General features: G+C 48.6%; 16 protein-coding genes, 1 other RNA gene and 1 pseudogene. 7 read left to right on the top strand and 11 right to left on the bottom strand.

From position 1 onward, the window contains the following. Positions 1-132: 132 nt before the first annotated feature. Positions 133-990 carry a DUF72 domain-containing protein gene (locus KD147_RS13125; RefSeq protein ID WP_212548157.1) on the top strand — a complete coding sequence of 286 codons (858 nt, stop codon included), beginning with the start codon at positions 133-135 and terminating at the stop codon, positions 988-990. A 17-nt stretch (positions 991-1,007) separates the two neighbouring features. On the opposite strand, the gene KD147_RS13120 is transcribed toward KD147_RS13125, so the two are convergent. Next, complete coding sequence (locus tag KD147_RS13120; protein ID WP_105254742.1) at positions 1,008-1,691, bottom strand: DUF3334 family protein; 684 nt, start codon at positions 1,689-1,691, stop codon at positions 1,008-1,010. A 227-nt stretch (positions 1,692-1,918) separates the two neighbouring features. Here KD147_RS13120 and cmoA point away from each other — a divergent pair, with 227 nt between their 5' ends. The 5 genes from cmoA to KD147_RS13095 all read left to right on the top strand — a co-directional run bounded on the left by cmoA (position 1,919) and on the right by KD147_RS13095 (position 6,447). Further along, positions 1,919-2,644, top strand: coding sequence for a carboxy-S-adenosyl-L-methionine synthase CmoA (gene cmoA, locus KD147_RS13115; RefSeq protein ID WP_212548156.1), 726 nt, complete (start codon positions 1,919-1,921; stop codon positions 2,642-2,644). Between the two features lie 11 nt (positions 2,645-2,655). Next, a complete protein-coding gene (cmoB, locus tag KD147_RS13110) occupies positions 2,656-3,624 on the top strand; it encodes a tRNA 5-methoxyuridine(34)/uridine 5-oxyacetic acid(34) synthase CmoB (protein WP_212548155.1) in 969 nt (322 codons plus the stop codon). A gap of 366 nt (positions 3,625-3,990) precedes the next feature. Then, positions 3,991-5,043 carry a phosphoribosylformylglycinamidine cyclo-ligase gene (gene purM, locus KD147_RS13105; RefSeq protein ID WP_212548154.1) on the top strand — a complete coding sequence of 351 codons (1,053 nt, stop codon included), beginning with the start codon at positions 3,991-3,993 and terminating at the stop codon, positions 5,041-5,043. After that, positions 5,043-5,714 carry a phosphoribosylglycinamide formyltransferase gene (purN, locus tag KD147_RS13100; RefSeq protein WP_212548153.1) on the top strand — a complete coding sequence of 224 codons (672 nt, stop codon included), beginning with the start codon at positions 5,043-5,045 and terminating at the stop codon, positions 5,712-5,714. The genes purM and purN overlap by 1 nt, the downstream gene beginning before the upstream one ends. Next, the gene (locus KD147_RS13095) at positions 5,647-6,447 is read left to right on the top strand and encodes a DUF3108 domain-containing protein (RefSeq protein ID WP_212548152.1); all 801 of its coding nucleotides are present in this window, start codon (positions 5,647-5,649) and stop codon (positions 6,445-6,447) included. Before purN ends, KD147_RS13095 begins: the two co-directional genes overlap by 68 nt. 51 nt (positions 6,448-6,498) lie before the next feature. Here the strand turns inward: KD147_RS13095 and KD147_RS13090 are convergent, their stop codons facing one another. The 9 genes and pseudogenes from KD147_RS13090 to KD147_RS13050 all read right to left on the bottom strand — a co-directional run bounded on the left by KD147_RS13090 (position 6,499) and on the right by KD147_RS13050 (position 14,620). After that, a complete protein-coding gene (locus KD147_RS13090) occupies positions 6,499-7,113 on the bottom strand; it encodes a hypothetical protein (RefSeq protein ID WP_212548151.1) in 615 nt (204 codons plus the stop codon). Further along, complete coding sequence (locus KD147_RS13085) at positions 7,113-7,733, bottom strand: RNA polymerase sigma factor (RefSeq protein WP_212548150.1); 621 nt, start codon at positions 7,731-7,733, stop codon at positions 7,113-7,115. Before KD147_RS13085 ends, KD147_RS13090 begins: the two co-directional genes overlap by 1 nt. A 58-nt stretch (positions 7,734-7,791) precedes the next feature. Then, positions 7,792-8,475, bottom strand: coding sequence for an energy transducer TonB (locus KD147_RS13080; protein ID WP_212548149.1), 684 nt, complete (start codon positions 8,473-8,475; stop codon positions 7,792-7,794). 449 nt (positions 8,476-8,924) lie between these two features. After that, positions 8,925-9,464, bottom strand: coding sequence for a hypothetical protein (locus KD147_RS13075; protein WP_212548148.1), 540 nt, complete (start codon positions 9,462-9,464; stop codon positions 8,925-8,927). Between the two features lie 73 nt (positions 9,465-9,537). Continuing rightward, entirely contained in the window at positions 9,538-10,884 is a 1,347-nt protein-coding gene (locus KD147_RS13070; protein ID WP_212548147.1) for a serine hydrolase domain-containing protein, read from the bottom strand. A gap of 388 nt (positions 10,885-11,272) precedes the next feature. Then, on the bottom strand, positions 11,273-11,962 hold the full coding sequence (locus KD147_RS13065; RefSeq protein ID WP_212548146.1) for a hypothetical protein: 690 nt from the start codon (positions 11,960-11,962) through the stop codon (positions 11,273-11,275). 941 nt (positions 11,963-12,903) lie between these two features. After that, positions 12,904-13,155, bottom strand: a pseudogene (locus KD147_RS13060) (helix-turn-helix domain-containing protein); the annotation flags it as partial. Between the two features lie 293 nt (positions 13,156-13,448). Further along, positions 13,449-13,545: signal recognition particle sRNA small type (ffs, locus tag KD147_RS13055), an RNA gene on the bottom strand. Positions 13,546-13,777: 232 nt separating this feature from the next. Beyond that, on the bottom strand, positions 13,778-14,620 hold the full coding sequence (locus KD147_RS13050) for a DUF3014 domain-containing protein (RefSeq protein ID WP_212548145.1): 843 nt from the start codon (positions 14,618-14,620) through the stop codon (positions 13,778-13,780). Positions 14,621-14,767: 147 nt separating this feature from the next. On the opposite strand from KD147_RS13050, the gene KD147_RS13045 reads away from it, so the two are divergent. After that, positions 14,768-15,907 (top strand): patatin-like phospholipase family protein, encoded by a 1,140-nt coding sequence (locus KD147_RS13045; RefSeq protein WP_105190839.1) that lies wholly within the window; start codon positions 14,768-14,770, stop codon positions 15,905-15,907. Positions 15,908-15,916: 9 nt separating this feature from the next. Here KD147_RS13045 and KD147_RS13040 read toward each other — a convergent pair whose 3' ends face one another. After that, a complete protein-coding gene (locus KD147_RS13040) occupies positions 15,917-17,884 on the bottom strand; it encodes a monovalent cation:proton antiporter family protein (RefSeq protein ID WP_212548144.1) in 1,968 nt (655 codons plus the stop codon). Positions 17,885-17,970: the final 86 nt, after the last annotated feature.

The raw sequence follows: 17,970 nt of genomic DNA, 5'->3' as shown, positions 1-17,970 counted from the left end.
GTCAATTATATAAAAACGGCGGTCAATGTCACGAAGCAAACTACGGGTTGGCTATTTATTCACCACTGCGACGACCCAAGCTGTGATAGCATTTGCGTATCAGAGCAAATAAAGACAAGAGCAAAAGCACGCATGTTGTATTTGGGTTGCCCACAATGGGCCAATAACGCCTGGAAAGGCAGTCTCTTTACCTCTGACTGTCAGAATGCCCAGATGCTGGCGCAATACGCCCAGGTGTTTAACTCGGTAGAGGGAAACACCACCTTTTATGCCGACCCCAAAGCCGACACGGTGCAGCGCTGGCATGATGCCACCGGCAAAGATTTTCGCTTTACCTTTAAGTTTCCCAAGCGGTTTAGCCACGACCTGGCGCTGCAATGCGATAAACAGGCCGTACATGACTGGCTGAAGTTAATGTCACCCTTGATGGAAAAAACCGGCTCCTTGATGTTACAACTCCCGGCCAGCTTTGCGCCCATGCACTTAAGTCGCCTACAACACTTTATGGCGCAGATACCCACCGACATCGGCCGCAGCATAGAGGTCAGGCATCCTGAATTTTTCACAAAAGGGGATGGCGAAAAGCAACTTAATCGCTATTGTTTTGAGCAGGGAATTGACCGCGTGTGCATGGATACCCGGGCGCTGTTTGCCGCCAAACCCCATAATGAAGCCATTATTGATGCGCAACAAAAAAAGCCCCATTTACCCGTGCATGCCATTGCCCTGGGCCAGCGCCCCATAGTGCGCTTTGTTATCGCCGCCATGGGGGATGAATATCAAAGCTACTATCAACCTTGGTTAAGGAAAATAAAGCAGTGGCTGGATGAAGGCCGCCAGCCCTATGTGTTTTTACACACCGCAGACAATCATGGTGCGCCTTTATTGGCACGGCAGTTTGCCAGCGACCTAAAAGCGTATTGCGGGTATCATCACAGGGCTATAGAGCCCTTTGCCGGCGAGTACAACCAACAAAGCAGCTTCTTTTAGTCCCCCGAGGCTCACCGCTATAAACCGAGGTTTTCCATAAAGTCGTCGTCGATATCCTGATCGACCTCTTGCTGTTGTTTCACCTTGGTCTGTTGCTCGGCACGGGTATTGGCGATGATCTCATCCGGGTCTACCGCTTCGCTGATATCGAAATCATGCATTTTAATAAACTCGGTCTTATCCATGGCCAATTCCAGATAAAAGATATTCTGACTTTGGGTGGTAAAGGTGACCCGTCGCGCCTGTGGCCTGTCTAAGGCGGTATCGACAGAGATCTGCACCTGCTTGTTAATGGCCATCATTTTCGGTTGATTTTGGCTGATAGAGGTATGCAATTGTTCGCGCACTTTTTTGGTAAAGTCGCCGACGATCTGATTCATCAACTCGCCAAGCACATTGGCCACATCATCGGACAAATGGCTCTGTGCCAGCTCGTTCTCCGGCATGCCCATATTACGGAGGTAATCGCCGTAAATTTCCATCGCCGCCTGCGCACTGAAGTTGGTGACAACTAACCCGGTAAAGCCGCCGTCAAACAGTACAAAACAGCCTATGTCCGGGCGCATACAGGTACGCGATATTTTCTGTACCATGGCGGAATAACTGATGTTATTGCCACTGGCCGACGACAACACCTCGGTGACCGAATGGCATAAGGTGGCGAGGATATCATCGGTGCTAATTACTTTACTTTTACTCATGCACAGTCTCACTTGCTGCTGTTGATGGCGCGCTAAGGCGTATAAGGCACTGAATATACGACAAATAGACGTGATTTACTCGTGCTTTTTTATCACTGGGAGCAGGCTCCTCCTCGACCGCTTAAGGCTGGACTTAGTCGCCTGCTCATATTCACCGACTAAAGCTCCCCACAAGCAGCACAAAAATGATAAAATAACGCCATCGTTTCTAGCTAGAGCTTAGCAAAGTGTCAGCCAAAGACAGTATTTACGCCTCAGAACAACAAGTAAAAGACTTCACCTTTGACGCCAAAGTGGTGGAAGTATTCCCCGACATGATCGAGCGCTCGGTGCCCGGATACGCCACCATAGTCAGCACCCTGGGCAAGCTTGCCGGTAAGTATGCGCAAGATAACAGCAACCTCTACGACCTGGGCTGCTCACTAGGTGCCGTCACCCTGAGCATGCGCCGTAATCTCAACCAGGCGGGATGTGAAATCATTGCCATCGACAATTCCGAGGCCATGGTTGAGCGTTGCCGTTTGCACCTGGAGGGCTTTCGCTCTACCGTACCGGTGAGCGTGGAACTGGGCGACATATTAGACGCTAAATTAGAGAATGCCTCAGTGGTGGCGATGAACTTTACCCTGCAGTTTATCGAGCCGGAAAAACGTCATGCGCTCTTAAGTCGAATCTACAATGCCCTGAAACCAGGTGGCGTTTTACTGTTGAGCGAAAAGCTGCGTGGTGAAAACCAAGTCGTCGACGACCTGTTGATAGATCTGCACCATGACTTTAAGCGAGCCAACGGCTATTCCGAGCTGGAGATCAGTCAAAAGCGCACCGCCATTGAAAATGTCATGCGCACCGACACCCTAGGCACGCATCTTACCCGCCTTAATGAGATTGGCTTTAGCCAAACCCAGGTGTGGTATCAATGCTTTAACTTTTGCTCCATGGTCGCCATAAAATAAACGGAACAACAATGAATCAATGGTTTAACGAATTCTATCGCCATATTGCCTGCACCGAGCTCAGTCATTGGCTCAATACCCTGCCGGCACAACTGCAACACTGGCAAGAAGAAGCCCGCCATGGCGATATGCCCAAATGGCAAAAAGTGCTCAATAACCTGCCAGAATTGAATGCCTCAGAAGTGAATATTCAAACCCAGGTGCAAGTGGGCACCAGCGAGGATATTAACGAGGGCCAGCGCAAGCAGCTCATCCATTTATTGCAGCGTTTTATGCCCTGGCGCAAAGGCCCCTTCTCACTGTTTGGGATTGACATCGACACCGAATGGCGCAGCGACTGGAAATGGGATCGTGTTTTACCTCATATCAGCCCACTGCATGGTCGCAAGGTGCTGGATATCGGCTGTGGCTCCGGCTATCACCTGTGGCGTATGCGCGGCGAAGGTGCCGAGCTGGTAGTGGGCATCGACCCAAGCGATCTCTTCCTGTGCCAATTCCAGACCATTAAAAACTATAATCCAGATCCGGCGGTGCACCTGCTGCCTTTAGGGGTAGAGCAACTGCCCGAGCTAAAGGCCTTTGATACGGTCTTTTCCATGGGCGTATTGTATCACCGCCGCTCACCTATCGACTTTTTAGCCCAGTTGCGTGCCCAGTTGCGTAAAGGCGGTGAGTTGGTGCTGGAAACCCTGGTAATTGAAGGCGATATCAATACCGTGCTGGTACCCGAAGACAGATACGCGAAAATGCGTAATGTCTGGTATATCCCCAGCACCGAGGCCCTGATGCTGTGGATGCGCCGTGTTGGTTTTAAGGATATTCGCGTCGTCGACACCGACCAAACCTCGCTCGACGAGCAGCGCCGCACCGAATGGATGGAAAATGAATCCCTGGCCGATTTCCTGGACCCCACTGATCCAAACAAGACCATTGAGGGCTATCCGGCACCATTAAGAGCCGTTATTGTGGCTACTGCATAAACAAGGACAAAGGTCCTCCTTTTCCTAGCTAAGCCGCGGCATTTGCTGTAAAATGCCCGGCGTTTAGAGGGCCTGTTTATCTTTGTGGTTTACTTTATGTTCAATCTAAACGCATTCTGATCACGACGCTCGTTATACTGCATAGTCACTCTATGTACATGGCGAGCAACACAGAGCAGGAGGCGTTTAGATGAACCCACAGGGCAGCGTTTGTAGCGCATTTCTACTGTGTTGTTACATGTTCATGTAGAATAACTACACCACACATGTGCCGCCTTGTACAAATCTGCTACAAACTGCTGCAGAAACAAACAACAAAGGTCAACAGACCCTGATCACCCCTAAATTAAATTTTGAGGAAACCCTGTGAGCGAACAAAAACAGTCTCTTAGCTACAAAGATGCCGGCGTTGATATCGATGCGGGTAACGCCCTAGTAGAACGCATTAAAGGCGTTGTGAAAAAGACCAAACGTCCTGAAGTGATGGGCGGCATCGGCGGCTTTGGTGCGCTATGTCAGCTACCGACTGGCTACAAAGAGCCTGTTTTAGTTGCCGGTACCGATGGTGTGGGCACTAAATTGCGCCTTGCTATCGACCTTAAAAAACACGACACCGTAGGCATCGACCTGGTTGCCATGTGTGTTAACGACCTTATCGTTCAAGGTGCCGAGCCACTATTTTTCCTTGATTACTATGCCACTGGCAAACTAGACGTAGACACGGCTGCCGACGTAGTAACGGGTATCGGCGCAGGTTGTGAGCTTTCTGGTTGTGCCCTTATCGGTGGTGAAACCGCTGAAATGCCTGGCATGTACGAAGGCGACGACTACGACATGGCTGGCTTCTGTGTGGGTGTGGTAGAAAAAGAAGGCATTATCGACGGCACTAAGGTTGCTGCCGGTGATCAGCTTATCGCCCTTGCTTCTAGCGGCCCTCACTCAAACGGTTACTCACTAATTCGTAAAGTATTAGAGGTATCTGGTGCAGACACTAACAGCGAATTCGAAGGCAAGACCCTAGGCGAGCACCTGCTTGAACCGACACGCATCTATGTTAAGCCGGTACTAGAGCTACTTAAGCAAGTAGACGTACGCGCGCTTTCACACATCACCGGTGGCGGTTTCTGGGAAAACATCCCACGCGTATTGCCTGAGTCGGCTAAAGCCGTGATCAAGGGCGACAGCTGGCAGTGGCCTGCGGTATTCAACTGGCTACAAGAAAACGGCAACATTGAAACGCACGAAATGTACCGCACCTTTAACTGTGGTGTAGGCATGGTGATTGCGGTTCCTGCCGACAAGCTAGAGCAAAGCCTGAGCATTCTTAAAGATGCGGGCGAAAACGCTTGGCACATTGGTGAAATCCAAGATGCAGCCGCTGGCGAAGAGCAAGTTGAAATCCTTGGCGGTGCGCAATAATGACACCAGGCCAGGTACCTGCCCGACTCGTTGTACTTATTTCGGGCAGTGGCTCTAACCTTCAGGCCATCATTGATGCGGTTGCAGCGGGTACCATCCCCGCTGAAATCTGCGCGGTGATCTCCAATAAGGCCGACGCATTCGGCCTTGAGCGAGCTAAAATGGCTGGCATCGAAGCAAAAGTGTTAGACCACAAGGCGTTTGCCTCACGCGAAGAATATGACGTGGCTCTGGGTGACCTCATTGAGAGTTTTTCACCCGACTGTGTTGTATTAGCTGGATTTATGCGTATTCTAACAGCTGGCTTAGTGCAAAAATTTAAAGGGAAAATGTTGAACATTCACCCTTCCCTGTTGCCTAAGTACCAAGGGCTGAACACCCACCAGCGTGCGTTAGATGCAAACGATAAAGTGCATGGCGTTAGCGTTCATTTTGTGACCGAAGAGCTCGACGGCGGACCTGTGATAGTTCAAGCACAGGTGGCCATCGAAAGTGATGACACGGCTGACAGCTTGGCGCAGAAGGTTCATGCACAAGAACATATTATCTATCCGTTGGTGGTTAAGTGGTTCAGCGAACAACGACTGAAAATGGAAGATAACTATGCAGTGCTCGATAACAACACCCTTCCAAGCCAAGGCGCCGACCTCAGCGCGTACTTGGACAGCTAAATTATTGATTGCCGCAGTCCTTGGCTGCGGTATCAATCTTGCTCATGCCGAGCCGCAAGACGCCAACCCCGCGTCACAAACCACCCTCAACGAATACAGCGCCGAATACATAGTGACCCGTCAGGGTGAACGCCATGGTGCCGCGCAGCGAAGCCTCACCCGAGTCGACGATAACCTGTATCAATTGAGCTATCACAGCGAAATAGAGTGGATGATTTTCTCAGACGAGCGTCAGGAAAGCAGCCGCTTTAAGTTTGTCGACGGCACCGTATTACCGATTGACTATGTGCTTGAGCGCACCGGCACCGGCCCGGATAAAACCTATAAAATCAGCTTTGATCACCAGCAGCAGCAGGTATTTAGCAACCAGTCCAAATACCCGCTCGAATGCACCTGGAACCAAAACTTCCAAGATGTACTCTCCTACCAGATCTCACTGCGCCAGGCTCTGAGCAAAGGCGAAACCAAGTTCAGCTATCCCATAGTGGATAAAAAAGGCAATGACCGAGAGTATCAATTCGAGGTGGTTGGCAACGAAACCATTACCTTGCCCATAGGCAATGTGGAAACCATTAAGGTGAAACGGGTGTACGACAACGATAAGCGCCAAGCCATTGCCTGGTTTGCACCGAGCATGGACCATATGATGGTGCGCATGTACAAGGGCAAAGACGGCGTAGAGCAATTCCAGGTGGAATTGGCCAAGTACACGTCGGGTACCGCAACCCACTAATCTGAGAACACACAACCAGGCGCTACACTTTAGCGCCTGACCTCTCTTACCTCAGCACTGCTGATGCTTGCCCGCTCCCTGTATTGCCAACAGCTGCCCGTTACTGTCAAAAGACAAGGCCAACAAGGTGCCGGATTGCAATTTCACTCCAGGGTGCTCTACTCGTTTCAACAGTTCCGAGCTCAAGGCGATCAACACCTGTTGCCGGCAATCGGCCAACAACCAATCCCCTTCGCTTTGCACTAAACGCACTAAGCGTATCGGCTCCGTTTCACTGCCAAGCGCATAGGCCTGGTGTTGCACCCGCAGCTGATTTGCCAGCTGCAGCTCGGCTTGATCTATGCTGCGCAATTGCGCTGGCACTGTGTCGCTGATGCGCATGCGCTGCTCGCCACCGGCGAGGTCAAAAATTTCCATGCGCGTATAGCTCTCAACACTATACAGGGGCGCATGCTCTTGCTTTGCCGCCTGCCAGGTGACCGACACCAGGGTTAATAAGGCCACACAGGCCATCAGCCACTGACCCTGATGCCACCAGCTACGGCAATTACGGGGGCTCGAATCGAGGGCCGACAACAAGGCTTTTTTCTCCTGTGCCTGCAGGGCGCTTTGTTGTTTTTGCTGTTGCTGCCATTGGGCCAGTTTGTCTGATCCGCGGTTTGCCATTACTGTTCTCCTTTGACCATGGTGGCGGCGATTTTTGCGCGTGCATAACGCAATCGGGTTTTTACACTCTCTTGGGCGCTGGCGGTGATCTGGGCAATTTCCTGCAAACTAAAACCCTCGAGTTGCAAGGTTAAAACCTCGCGTTGTAAGTGCGGCAAATCTGCTATCGCCGCTGTTAATTGCTGCTCGGTGGCGGCCATGATCAGTCCCTCTATATGCTGGGCGTCGAGGTGCAAATTAGGCTCTTGCAGACATTCTTCTACCGGTAGATGACGCTTTTGCCTGCGGGCATAATCAATCACCTGATTGCGGGCCAGACTAAATAACCAGGCCTTAAAACTGCCCTGCTGTTGCGGACTAAAGCGTTGTGGCTGGGCCAACCAGCGCAACCACACCTCATGCAATAAATCGAGCGCCAATTGCCGCCGCGTGTGACTATCCTCACTTAAGGACACTAACTGGGCCTGCAAAAAATACAGTACATCGTCGCTTAGCCTGAGCACCAAGACATCCCGTGCCTTGGCGCTGTCGGCGGCCAGTTGCGCCAATTGCTCGTCACTATAGTGGCTATAGTTTGGCGACAAGGGCGCAAATATCCGTGTGGCAACCGCTTTTAGCATCTTCACTCCTTAAATCGGCGACACCCTGGGCTCAAATCCAGGGTGGCGCCCTAGGCGACTAATTTTGCAAGTTAAAGTCTAATCTTACCTGTTGATTGGGCTGGCTCCTAGCCACACCCTCCACAACCTTAGGGCTAAACTTCCATTTACTCAGCGCCTTAAGGGCCTCACGATCAAAAATCCGCTTCGGCTCGGCGCTAATTACCTTAGCATTGATAACCTGACCGGTTGGGGAAATATCATAGCTCAGTATGACATAACCTTCGATCCCCTCACGGGCGGCGGTCGCTGGATATTGCGGCGGTACCCGCACCAAGGGCATGGCGGTATCGCGAGACATGGATGAAAATTCCCCCAAGTCCGACATCTCGGTGCCCACATCCGGCAATGTCGGCGCTAACGTCAGCACCTCATCACCAGGTTCCGCAGCCAGGCTTGGTCTTGCCTGCGGTCTTGGCTCAACCTTAGGTGGCACCGGCTTGGTTTTTGTGATCACCTCGGTGTGCTTAGGCGGCTCCATGATTTCCACAATGACATCGTCAAACACCTCAACGGGCGCACGTTGCTCTGCGGTCAATAGCGACACCATAAAGCTAAAGGTTGCCAAGGTGATCGCCGCAGCGGCTAAGGCAAAGGCAACCGCCTTAAAACCTGGTGCAATCAGATTATGGCTGGGCTCAAAACCCGGTTCGTATGTGCCACTCTGGTGAGCGCCCTGAGTAATATTCAATGTATTTTCCATGCTCTTTCCCCTTAAAAACTGACACCCTGACAAGTAAGGTGCTTAGTAAGAAAACGCATGGGGGTATGAAAAGGGGTGAAAATATTTTTAAGATTTTTGCATAGAGCTTGCTTTGGCCCAACTAAGGTTGGCCGTAAACAGGAGTCACAAAGCAATTCACATTGATAGAAGCGTTGAAATTAACACAACAAGGAATTTGTCGTTTGAAGTATAAGCTGACATAGTTTTGAAGTGAAATTGCTAAAAAGTTACCAACTACTATTTTCCGGTTTGTGCCAATTAGAGCCATTCAGCTACTTCTTCACACAACTAATAAAACCAATATAGCGGACGTTCAAGCTAGCCCTTTTTTGGACAGAAACAAGTTAGTGTATTTATTCGGTAACGCCCTACTGAGGAGCGAGTAATAGTAGGCTAAAATGTGTAGCGAAGCGAAACCGAGCCAACTGTTACGAGTCCCGTTTCAGTGGTTTGTTATGTGAAATTACACGTTCTCCATGAAAATTCCACCTGATTTGCATAGTTACTTCAGATATAGGCTGTGAAATAAACTCCTGAACTTTATCACAACGTACTACAACACCATCAGTGCTTAGAGGCACGAGTTGACCAGTCCAAGCAGAGCAATTAGCAATTAGTTTTTTTTCTTCTGTATATGCCTCAAATTCAACCGCCACACTCTTCCAAGTACTGCTACCTTTGTTACTTATAACACCTGAAATCTCTATCACTTCCCCCATATCTTTGTAACTTTGAATGCTGAAATATAAATCATGGCTCGGGTCATAATACATATCAGGAATATCACTTAAAAACAGTTCATCAGAGCTTATTGTCATCGACTCTCTTAACTGCTGCGCTTTTTCCATAGCATCTTCGAAGTCATTCAATCGATCTTTTTTACTTAGGTGATAGTGTGCTTCATCAACAATAGATATTCCCAAACCTAAAAGAACACCAATACCTAAGTATTTAAATACTGACTTCACGTATTTATCCCTTTCACATAACGCCCGCCACAAACGTGAGCAACGTGTTGCGAGTCGTTTTTGATGGCGATTGTTATATTTCCATTCTAACTAAAGGTGCTCGTTCACCCATGTAAATACTGACAGGAACAAGTAAACGCTTATCATCCTGCTCTCGAAGTTGATAATAATCTTCGGTGCATTCATAAGAAAATGAGTTATTTTCCCGAAGCACTAATTTTTGCATGACACCATTGCCGTTTTTGGCGCTGAGTTGACCATTATCGAATGTAACAGTCATAACCGTATCGTCTGCACCTTTGTATGTACCAATCAGAGCCTTAGCTTGCTCCGTGATGTCTTTCTCAGCAATTGGCGCTGGTGAAAGGTTAAGTTGCCTTGCAATCATATTTAACAAAGCCGGGCCTGGGTGAACAGCGTCATTGTTACCGAATACTGTGCCAAGTAAATCATGTGATGGAAAATAGACTGACCATGCCATAAAACCTGGCACCTGCCCTTGATGACTGTACGACGGTTGATCACTTATAGGGTATACATCAGTACCAAATCCATAATTTACTGATTCACCGTTGTTTAATTTTGCTCTAGTTACCATCAGCTGATAATTTTCAGCCGAAATTACCTTCCCTGAACTTAAACCACGATGCCACAGGCTCATGTCATCAAGAGTAGATGCAATTGCCCCCGCTGCATAAATCCAACTGCGGTCAACGTTTTCGGGAGCCACATACAGATCAGGCGCGTTTCTGTTTGAGGTATAGCCTTTAACAATTCGCTTTGAACTTACCCCTTTAGTAACAACAAACGAATTCTTCATGCCTAAAGGGGAAAAAATATTCCGTTGTAAATACTCGCTATATGTCAGCCCAGAAGCAACCTCAATCACCTTTCCCAACAAAATATATCCGGTGTTTGAATACGCATAATCAACACCAGGCTTAGCCAGGACTGGCATTTTACTCACAACATTGATCACTTCATCAATGGGGGCGTACTTGTCCCATCGCTGCCTGACCTCTGTATCCGAGTTGTAATTTGGCAGCCCGGAAGTATGGCTTAGAACACTTTCAATCGTCAGGCTTGCGTACTCGACTGGAATATCTGTAATAAAATCACCTAGGGTACTTTTTAAGGATAACTTTTTATTTTCAGCGAGTTGAAGTATCGCAGCGGCAGTAAACTGCTTTGAAATGGAGCCGATCTGAAAAGTGTCATCAACTCTTAATAGTTCGCGAGTGCTTAGGTCTGCAACACCAAGAGCGCCTTTGAAAACATGCTTTCCAGATTGTTCGATGCTAACTGCAAGTCCCGGTTTATCCGATGATGCATGGCAAGATAATATGGTTGGAAAATCATGTTCTTGTGCATCAACACAGGAAACAAAAAATAGAGAGCTAAACAGTAACTTTCTCAACATGAAAATAAACACTCCTTTGCAATGGAAATATAACATGTTTATAGCGAGCGAATCGCGCGTTTTTCTACCACAGCGTCGCTCGCTTTTCTGAATGACTCATTTGTAACAAACTTCTTAACTAATTGCCATTACTACTAAAATTCTGTAGTTCTAGCTTTTGTCTCAGGACAAAAACGAGCGATTGGGTCGTTTTCCTGACTATGCAAGCAATATACTTTGACGAAATAGAAAAGCAATTTTGAACGGCCGAAGTTCGCTCTTTTGAGTAATTCGCCTAAACACGTCTTGGGGCACAGGTGAGTTTGCCGTAATCGGCGCAAGCACACCTCTGGACAAAATTGAGTTAGGACGAATGCGTGCTTTGTGCCATTAGCTGCCGTTCACTGACTCATGTTTTACAGTATGATTCCCATTCTTCGAACTTAACTTGAAGGAAGCTTTCAATCTGAGGTATTAAATGCAGGTCGTGCGCCTGAACGTCATAAGTAAAGTAAAAATCTTTATATATGAAGCTTCTTTCGCATCTAAAGTTCATGGGCTTCTTGCCAATACAGCTTCCAATAAACCAATCATCAGGCATTGCATCTAGACGCGGATTAGGCGGGGTTTTCGCTAAACTCCACCACGTATCAATAAATCTTCTGTCGCCTATTTCATATAAATTTAAGCTTTCATTAAAATCTACTGCTGGCTCAGTTTTTTCTATTTGGACATTCCATGCAGCTTCTGCGACACCATTTGGTTTTCCGATTTGATTTAACCCCCAAATGATCCCTGTTATTTCATGTTTTAAATCAACGTTGTATTGGTTTATATGACTATAAGTATAACCAGCAATTGAGTCAGCTACTTCTTGTGCTGATATTTTATAAAGACCACCAGCGGCATTTTCATCTAGATCTTCATCATCAATAAACCAAAGATAAGGTACATTGACCATGAGTTCGTAAGATTTTGGAATGCAAAGCTTAGAGTTCGATACATTGACGATTCCATATTCCCTAAATGATTCTTTGACGTAATTAAAGCCAATAAAAAGCACAAGTAATATTGCTAGATATTTGAAAAACGTTTTCATTGAGTGTGTAACAATCCTTGATACCGTTATTCTGTGAAACACGATAGGAAATCATTAAGGTAGCTTCCGCTTATCGCTCACAGCCGAATTTCGCATACGTGCCATTAGTGGTCTTAAGGCGATCATTGAGTGTGAGCAGACGTTGAGTATAACGTATATTTGGACAGACAGTAGTAGTGCAACAGGCTGTTACCACAATTACTGTCACTAGGAGTAAAAATTAGTTACTGAACCCACAACATTATATTTGCCTCTATTTTAATCAAAGCCCCTTGAATTAGATACTGTATACCCATACATAGAAATTAGTGCTTTAGGAGGTGAAACAGCAAGTTGCATTGTTGTTCTTGAATGCACGACAAACTTATTTCATTTGAGTATAGGAGTCATTTATGGCGAAAGGTTCAAGTATTAACGGTAACGGTGGTAATAGCAGTGGCAACGACAGTTATACAATTACTGGTCGGGGAGAGGTCAGTAGAGCGCGGTTAGTCCGAGAGGTCAAACAAGGTAAGCATCCTGATACTCACATCTACAAACGTAATGGTATTGAGTACGCTAGAAACAACCCTAATCACGACAGACCAGATAACATTAACGAATAACCACTTTCTAAAGGGCTAGGCTGTAATAGCCCTTTGATTTTATTACCTACCAACCATTAATCAACGACTTTTTTGTCGCCCATGATATGTACGCATCCAATGTACATTTAGTTAATTGCCATGTGCCGTCATAAATATTATTAGTTCGAGTGGGAGCGTTCAGAAATGTTATGAGTAACAACTCTAAGTGATTTTGGGGCAGAAATGCGTTAGCCGAACGTCGGCTTTGTAGAATTGAGCAAGTTGCACTAGATGACTGTGAACGTCTCTAGATCGCTCTTTAGTGACATAAAGCAACAGACAAAAATCGGCACCATGGGGTGCCGATTTGTTGATTTAAACTTGTTGTTGCTTTAGTCGCTGTACATCTTTTAGCGGTGGTAAACCAAAGAGGCGGCTGTACTCTCTCGAAAACTGAGAAGGGCTTTCATACCCCACTACCCCGCTTGCTTGGTTGGCATCAAGACCATTGATTAGCATTTGATCTCTTGCCTCTTGCAAGCGTAGCGTTTTCAAATACTGCAACGGACTAGTGCCTGTAGTACTTTTGAAATGCTGCCTAAATGACGACGCACTCAGATGAGCTTGTTGTGCTAACTCGCTGTGCGTATGCGATGACCTATTGTCTACTGATAGTCTGAATTTTTCGGTAGCAGAGGGTGCGCGATATTTTTAGGGTATTACTGTTGAGTGAGCAGTTGCTATATAGAGAGAAAGTGAAAAGCGTGCGAGAAAAAAGCGAGCCTAAGATGTATGCGGCGATGCAAAACGTGAGAAACATTAAATAAGGATATTTCTCAATTCAAATTTATGTCAGTTTTAGATTAAAACTTGCAGATTTACACTTCAAAAAGCAAGGGGGAGAGAAAGTTGGGTGGTAGCCTTACCAGCCACATCTCGGCACACACATCACACGCTGTGGCTGCTCCCTTCCGGGCCTGACCAGGTTCACATGCTAGTGTTGCGAGAGGACCAATAAGGCCACCATAGTGGGCCTCTTTGGGCGCAGGAGGGATTATCCCGACTTTAAGGGTGAGATTCAAGGGAAATCCGTGAATTGTCCGATAAAACCAAGTTAACTGCCTAGTAAACAAACAGTTGGTTGTGTCTTGGGCGCGAGTTTAGGATATTGGGCCAGCCTGATGGCCAGCCCACCTCAGTGCTATCGAGAACCGAATGGCAGTGCCACCGACTCTCTTATTACCGGCATTTAATCAAGCTGGGCGCGGAGCTCGCGTAACACCCCTTTCACCTTGGCCACGTTTTCCGGGCCCATGCGCAGCAATTGCTTTTGCGCCGGCGGCAGGTTTTCCCATTCTGAATAGGCGTACTTATAGGTAACCGAATCGCGCAACAGCGGAATTTGTGTGGTCATCTCCGGCGTTGCCAGTACCAGGTCGATGGCCTGCACCAGGCGCTGCTCAAAGCTGGTACCCGGCTCACCTACTTCGCCATAGGCTTCGACAAAGAGTGGCTCGAAGCGTTTATACAGCGCCAAAAGTTGCTCGCTGTCCAGGGCGGTAAGAATGGCCACATAAGGGTCATAGCGTTTAAAACTTTGCGGGTCCATGGTCAGTACATCGCCTTCAACAACGCTGAATGGTTCTTGCAATTTAGTCACCGGCGAGTGATTGGTGGCAACGCGACCGGCGGCGAGATTATTAACAAATACCACGGTGCGACGGATTAAATCATCGTTCACCAATAGCTCGGCACTGCTGGCGGCCAAGGATTGCTCTACCCGCTCGCTGACCTCTGCATCGCTGTCATCCAAGCTTGGTAAGGGCTCTTCCATCACGGGCTCAGGCTCGGGCTGAACGGGCTCGGGCTGAACAGGCTCAGGGGTTGGCTGCGGCTCTAACTCGGGTTCGGGCTCTTGCGGCTCAATAACCACCTCTTTAGGTTCGGCAACAGGAGCCGGCTCAGTCGGTTGCTGCTGATTGCTGAGGGCAATAACCACCACAATTACCAGCACCACAACAACGATGGCGGCAAACAACAGGGTATTTCTGTTCGGTGTTTTCGTGTCTTGTTCGGGGGGCTGCTCTTTCATAGGTGCTCCGTTAACATAACCACGGTTTCAGCAAGGGCGATGGCCATCAGTGGCAGTGCCAACATTGGCAACACGCTTGCCTATACGTTTCTTTTTACTGAAGAATCTTTTACATTAAAGCTAGGTCTCCATTTAAGTGCAAATAATATGCGAAAGCAAACTAATTGCGGTCAAAAAGGCACAGCACTTTTTTTAAGCGGCGGTGGCGCTCGTGCGGCCTACCAAGTGGGGGTGCTTAAGGCCCTCACTCATAGTCTACCGCGTACTGCCCCGCTGCCGTTTCGTATTATCACCGGCACCTCTGCCGGGGCGATCAACTCTGTGGCACTGGGCTGCTGGGCATCCTGTGCCCATTTGGCCAGCCGTAAGCTGGATGCGGTATGGGGCCAATTTCATACCTCGCACGTGTATCGCAGTGACTTCGTCCATGTTTTTGGCCATCTTCTTCGCAACATACTCACCAGTTTTCGCTCCGGCCATGCCAACCATGCTCCGGGCAGCCTGTTTAATAACGCACCACTGCGGCGCCTGTTGGCCGAGGTACTGCCCATGGAGCGCATCGACCGTAATATTCACCGCGGTATCATAGATGCCCTGGCGGTCACCGCCTCGAATTACAGTAACGGCGATTCCATTACCTTTTTTCAAAGCCAAAGCGCCGAACCCTGGCAACGGGTGAGGCGCCAGGGACTAAAAACCCGTATCCATATGGAACACCTGATGGCCTCCAGTGCCATCCCCGTGGTGTTCCCCAGTGTAAGAATTCGACAGCAATATTATGGTGATGGTTCCATCCACCAAATGTCGCCGCTTTCGAGTGCCATTCACCTTGGAGCCGATCGCATTTTTGTTATCGGTGTCGAGGCGCCAAAAGATGAAAACCGTAAGTATGCCCCACACTATCCGGGTATTTCGCATATTGCCGGTCACCTGCTCGACAGTGTGTTCGCCGATACCCTGCAGGCCGATCTTGAACGCGTTGAACGCATTAACCGCACCCTGAGCCTGCTAAAAGACCGTGAAGATCACAAAGAGCTCAAACATATCGACACCTTTGTTATTAACCCCTCGCACAACTTTAATACCATAAGCAGCGAGTATTACGACGATATGCCCCTTGCCATTCGTATGCTGTTGCGGGGCATTGGTGTGAAACGCTACAGCGAGTCGAGCTTACCCAGCTACCTGCTGTTTGAGAAACGTTATACCCAACATTTGATCGACCTCGGCTATCAGGACGGACTTAATAAGCTGCCCGAATTACGCCACTTTTTGCGTTTAGATTAATGCCCCAGGTTAAGTATCGCTGCCATTGAGCAGGAAGCGCTCAGCAAGCTCCACCCGCCGCGGCTTGCCCTTCAGTACCAGCACATCCTGCCCCTGCAGCACGGTTTCGGCGCAGGGGTCGTCAATTTCCTGACCATGGCGGCGCATGGCCGCCAGGCTAACACGGCGCTGACCCAGGTTTAGCTCGGCAATGGTCTTTCCCACCGCATAGGCGTTATCCGCCAAGGCCATCACATGCAGGTATTCCAGACGGTCGCTCTGGATCTCACGGTGCGGGGCCTCATCGCTGATGTAAAAGCTGTGTAATAGCGAATACCGATTCTCCCGCTCCTGACTAACGCGACGTAAAATCCGCTTCATCGGCACACCACTCATAAATAGAACATGAGACGAGAGCATTAAGCTCGCCTCAAGGGACTCGGGCACCACTTCCGAGACGCCACATTCTTTGAGCTCTTCAAGGTGAGCATCGTCCGGCATGCGCGCTAAAATTTTAACCTCAGGAGCAACTTCTTTAATCACTTCGGTCACTAATTTGACCTTAGCTAGATCGGTGAAGGTGATCACCACCAGGCGCGCATTGGCGGTGCCTGCTCGCTGTAAAATCCCCTTTTGTGTTACATCACCAAACATCAAAGCGGCATTGGCCAAACGCCCTTGCTGAACCAGGTAGGGGTCTAAATCTATGGCCACAAATGGCAACGCCTCGGTGCTTAGAAAACGACTGATATTTTGACCGACACGCCCATAACCGCAAATGATCACATGTTCGCTCTGGCGCTCATCGACACAATTGATCTGATCGGGCTCTGCCGTGGCGGTAAACATGCGATGCACCCATCGCGGTGCGCAGTCGATCAAATAAGGAGTAATGGCCATGGATAAAACGCCCACGGCAATAAGTAATGACGCCAATTCGGTATCGAGAAGCCCATGGGTTTTCGCCAAGGCAACCAGCACAAAGCCAAACTCACCCATTTGGCATAGCATGATCGCAGCGCTGAAGGCATCACTTTTACGCTCTCCCAAAAGCTGTGCTATCAGCGCCAAAATCAGCCATTTCATCAGCATCATGGCCACTAACACCGCGAGCACGATATGAACATGGGAGACCACATATACCAAGCTGATCTGCATACCCACGGTGACAAAGAACAGGCCCATAAGAATGTCACGAAATGGGCGAATATCGCTTTCAAGTTGATACCGATACTGGCTTTCACCGAGCATCATGCCCGCCAAAAAAGCCCCCAGAGCCATAGACAGACCGAACCAATAGGTTAAACCTCCGGCAAACAGGGTTACCAGCAAGGTAGTCAATACAAAAAGCTCTTCATTGCGCATCCGCGCAACTTCGTTAAAGAGCCTCGGCAACAACCACTTGCCTATGGCCCATAACAAGGCGCACACCAAGCCCCCTTTGGCAAGGGCAAAGGCCAGGCTATAGAGTAATGATTGCTCGGCGTCTCCTGCCAATAAGGGAATAGCGATCAGTAAGGGCACCACCGCCAGGTCTTGAAATAATAATACGCCTACCGCCAACTGGCCCCGGCGTTTTTGTAACTGACCACTGTCTTTGAGGCATTTCACCACCACGGCGGTGGATGACAGCGCCACTAGGGTCGCTATCGCAAACGCGCTCAAGGAGTCGAACGAAAATAACCACAAACAACAAAAGAAGACGACCGAAGTCACCAATACCTGCAACAAACCGACGCCAAATACGATATTGCGCATCGCCAGCAGGCGGGGGAAAGAAAACTCAAGGCCTAAACTAAAGAGTAGAAAAACAATGCCTAGTTCGGCAATGCCATGCATCTGCGAACCGTTGGCGAGCCAGTCAAAGCCGTGGGGGCCAGCCATGACTCCGGTAACCAGGTAAGCCAGTATGACCGGCAGGCCAAGACGTTTAAACAACCATACCAGCGCCACCGCACTGACTAACAAGCCAAAGACTTCTATAAACAGCTGCTGCATGGCGCTCCTGTAGCGTCAACACCCTGACCGACTAATCACCCTCCATTAACTATAGCAAGGGCTTGTTTTATGGCTAGTTTGAATTA

This window comes from Pseudoalteromonas sp. BDTF-M6 (assembly GCF_018334135.1).
Lineage (GTDB): Bacteria > Pseudomonadota > Gammaproteobacteria > Enterobacterales > Alteromonadaceae > Pseudoalteromonas.
The sequence above is the reverse complement of the archived record's forward strand: the minus strand, read 5'-3'. Positions and strand labels throughout refer to the sequence as shown.

What these genes read in the sequence shown, in the direction of transcription:
- KD147_RS13125 (WP_212548157.1), top strand. Translation starts at nt 133, where the DNA reads ATGTTGTATTTGGGTTGCCCACAATGGGCCAATAACGCCTGGAAAGGC.
- KD147_RS13120 (WP_105254742.1), bottom strand. Translation starts at nt 1,691, where the DNA reads ATGAGTAAAAGTAAAGTAATTAGCACCGATGATATCCTCGCCACCTTA.
- cmoB (WP_212548155.1), top strand. Translation starts at nt 2,656, where the DNA reads ATGAATCAATGGTTTAACGAATTCTATCGCCATATTGCCTGCACCGAG.
- purN (WP_212548153.1), top strand. Translation starts at nt 5,043, where the DNA reads ATGACACCAGGCCAGGTACCTGCCCGACTCGTTGTACTTATTTCGGGC.
- KD147_RS13095 (WP_212548152.1), top strand. Translation starts at nt 5,647, where the DNA reads ATGCAGTGCTCGATAACAACACCCTTCCAAGCCAAGGCGCCGACCTCA.
- KD147_RS13090 (WP_212548151.1), bottom strand. Translation starts at nt 7,113, where the DNA reads ATGGCAAACCGCGGATCAGACAAACTGGCCCAATGGCAGCAACAGCAA.
- KD147_RS13085 (WP_212548150.1), bottom strand. Translation starts at nt 7,733, where the DNA reads ATGCTAAAAGCGGTTGCCACACGGATATTTGCGCCCTTGTCGCCAAAC.
- KD147_RS13080 (WP_212548149.1), bottom strand. Translation starts at nt 8,475, where the DNA reads ATGGAAAATACATTGAATATTACTCAGGGCGCTCACCAGAGTGGCACA.
- KD147_RS13070 (WP_212548147.1), bottom strand. Translation starts at nt 10,884, where the DNA reads ATGTTGAGAAAGTTACTGTTTAGCTCTCTATTTTTTGTTTCCTGTGTT.
- KD147_RS13065 (WP_212548146.1), bottom strand. Translation starts at nt 11,962, where the DNA reads ATGAAAACGTTTTTCAAATATCTAGCAATATTACTTGTGCTTTTTATT.
- KD147_RS13050 (WP_212548145.1), bottom strand. Translation starts at nt 14,620, where the DNA reads ATGAAAGAGCAGCCCCCCGAACAAGACACGAAAACACCGAACAGAAAT.
- KD147_RS13045 (WP_105190839.1), top strand. Translation starts at nt 14,768, where the DNA reads ATGCGAAAGCAAACTAATTGCGGTCAAAAAGGCACAGCACTTTTTTTA.
- KD147_RS13040 (WP_212548144.1), bottom strand. Translation starts at nt 17,884, where the DNA reads ATGCAGCAGCTGTTTATAGAAGTCTTTGGCTTGTTAGTCAGTGCGGTG.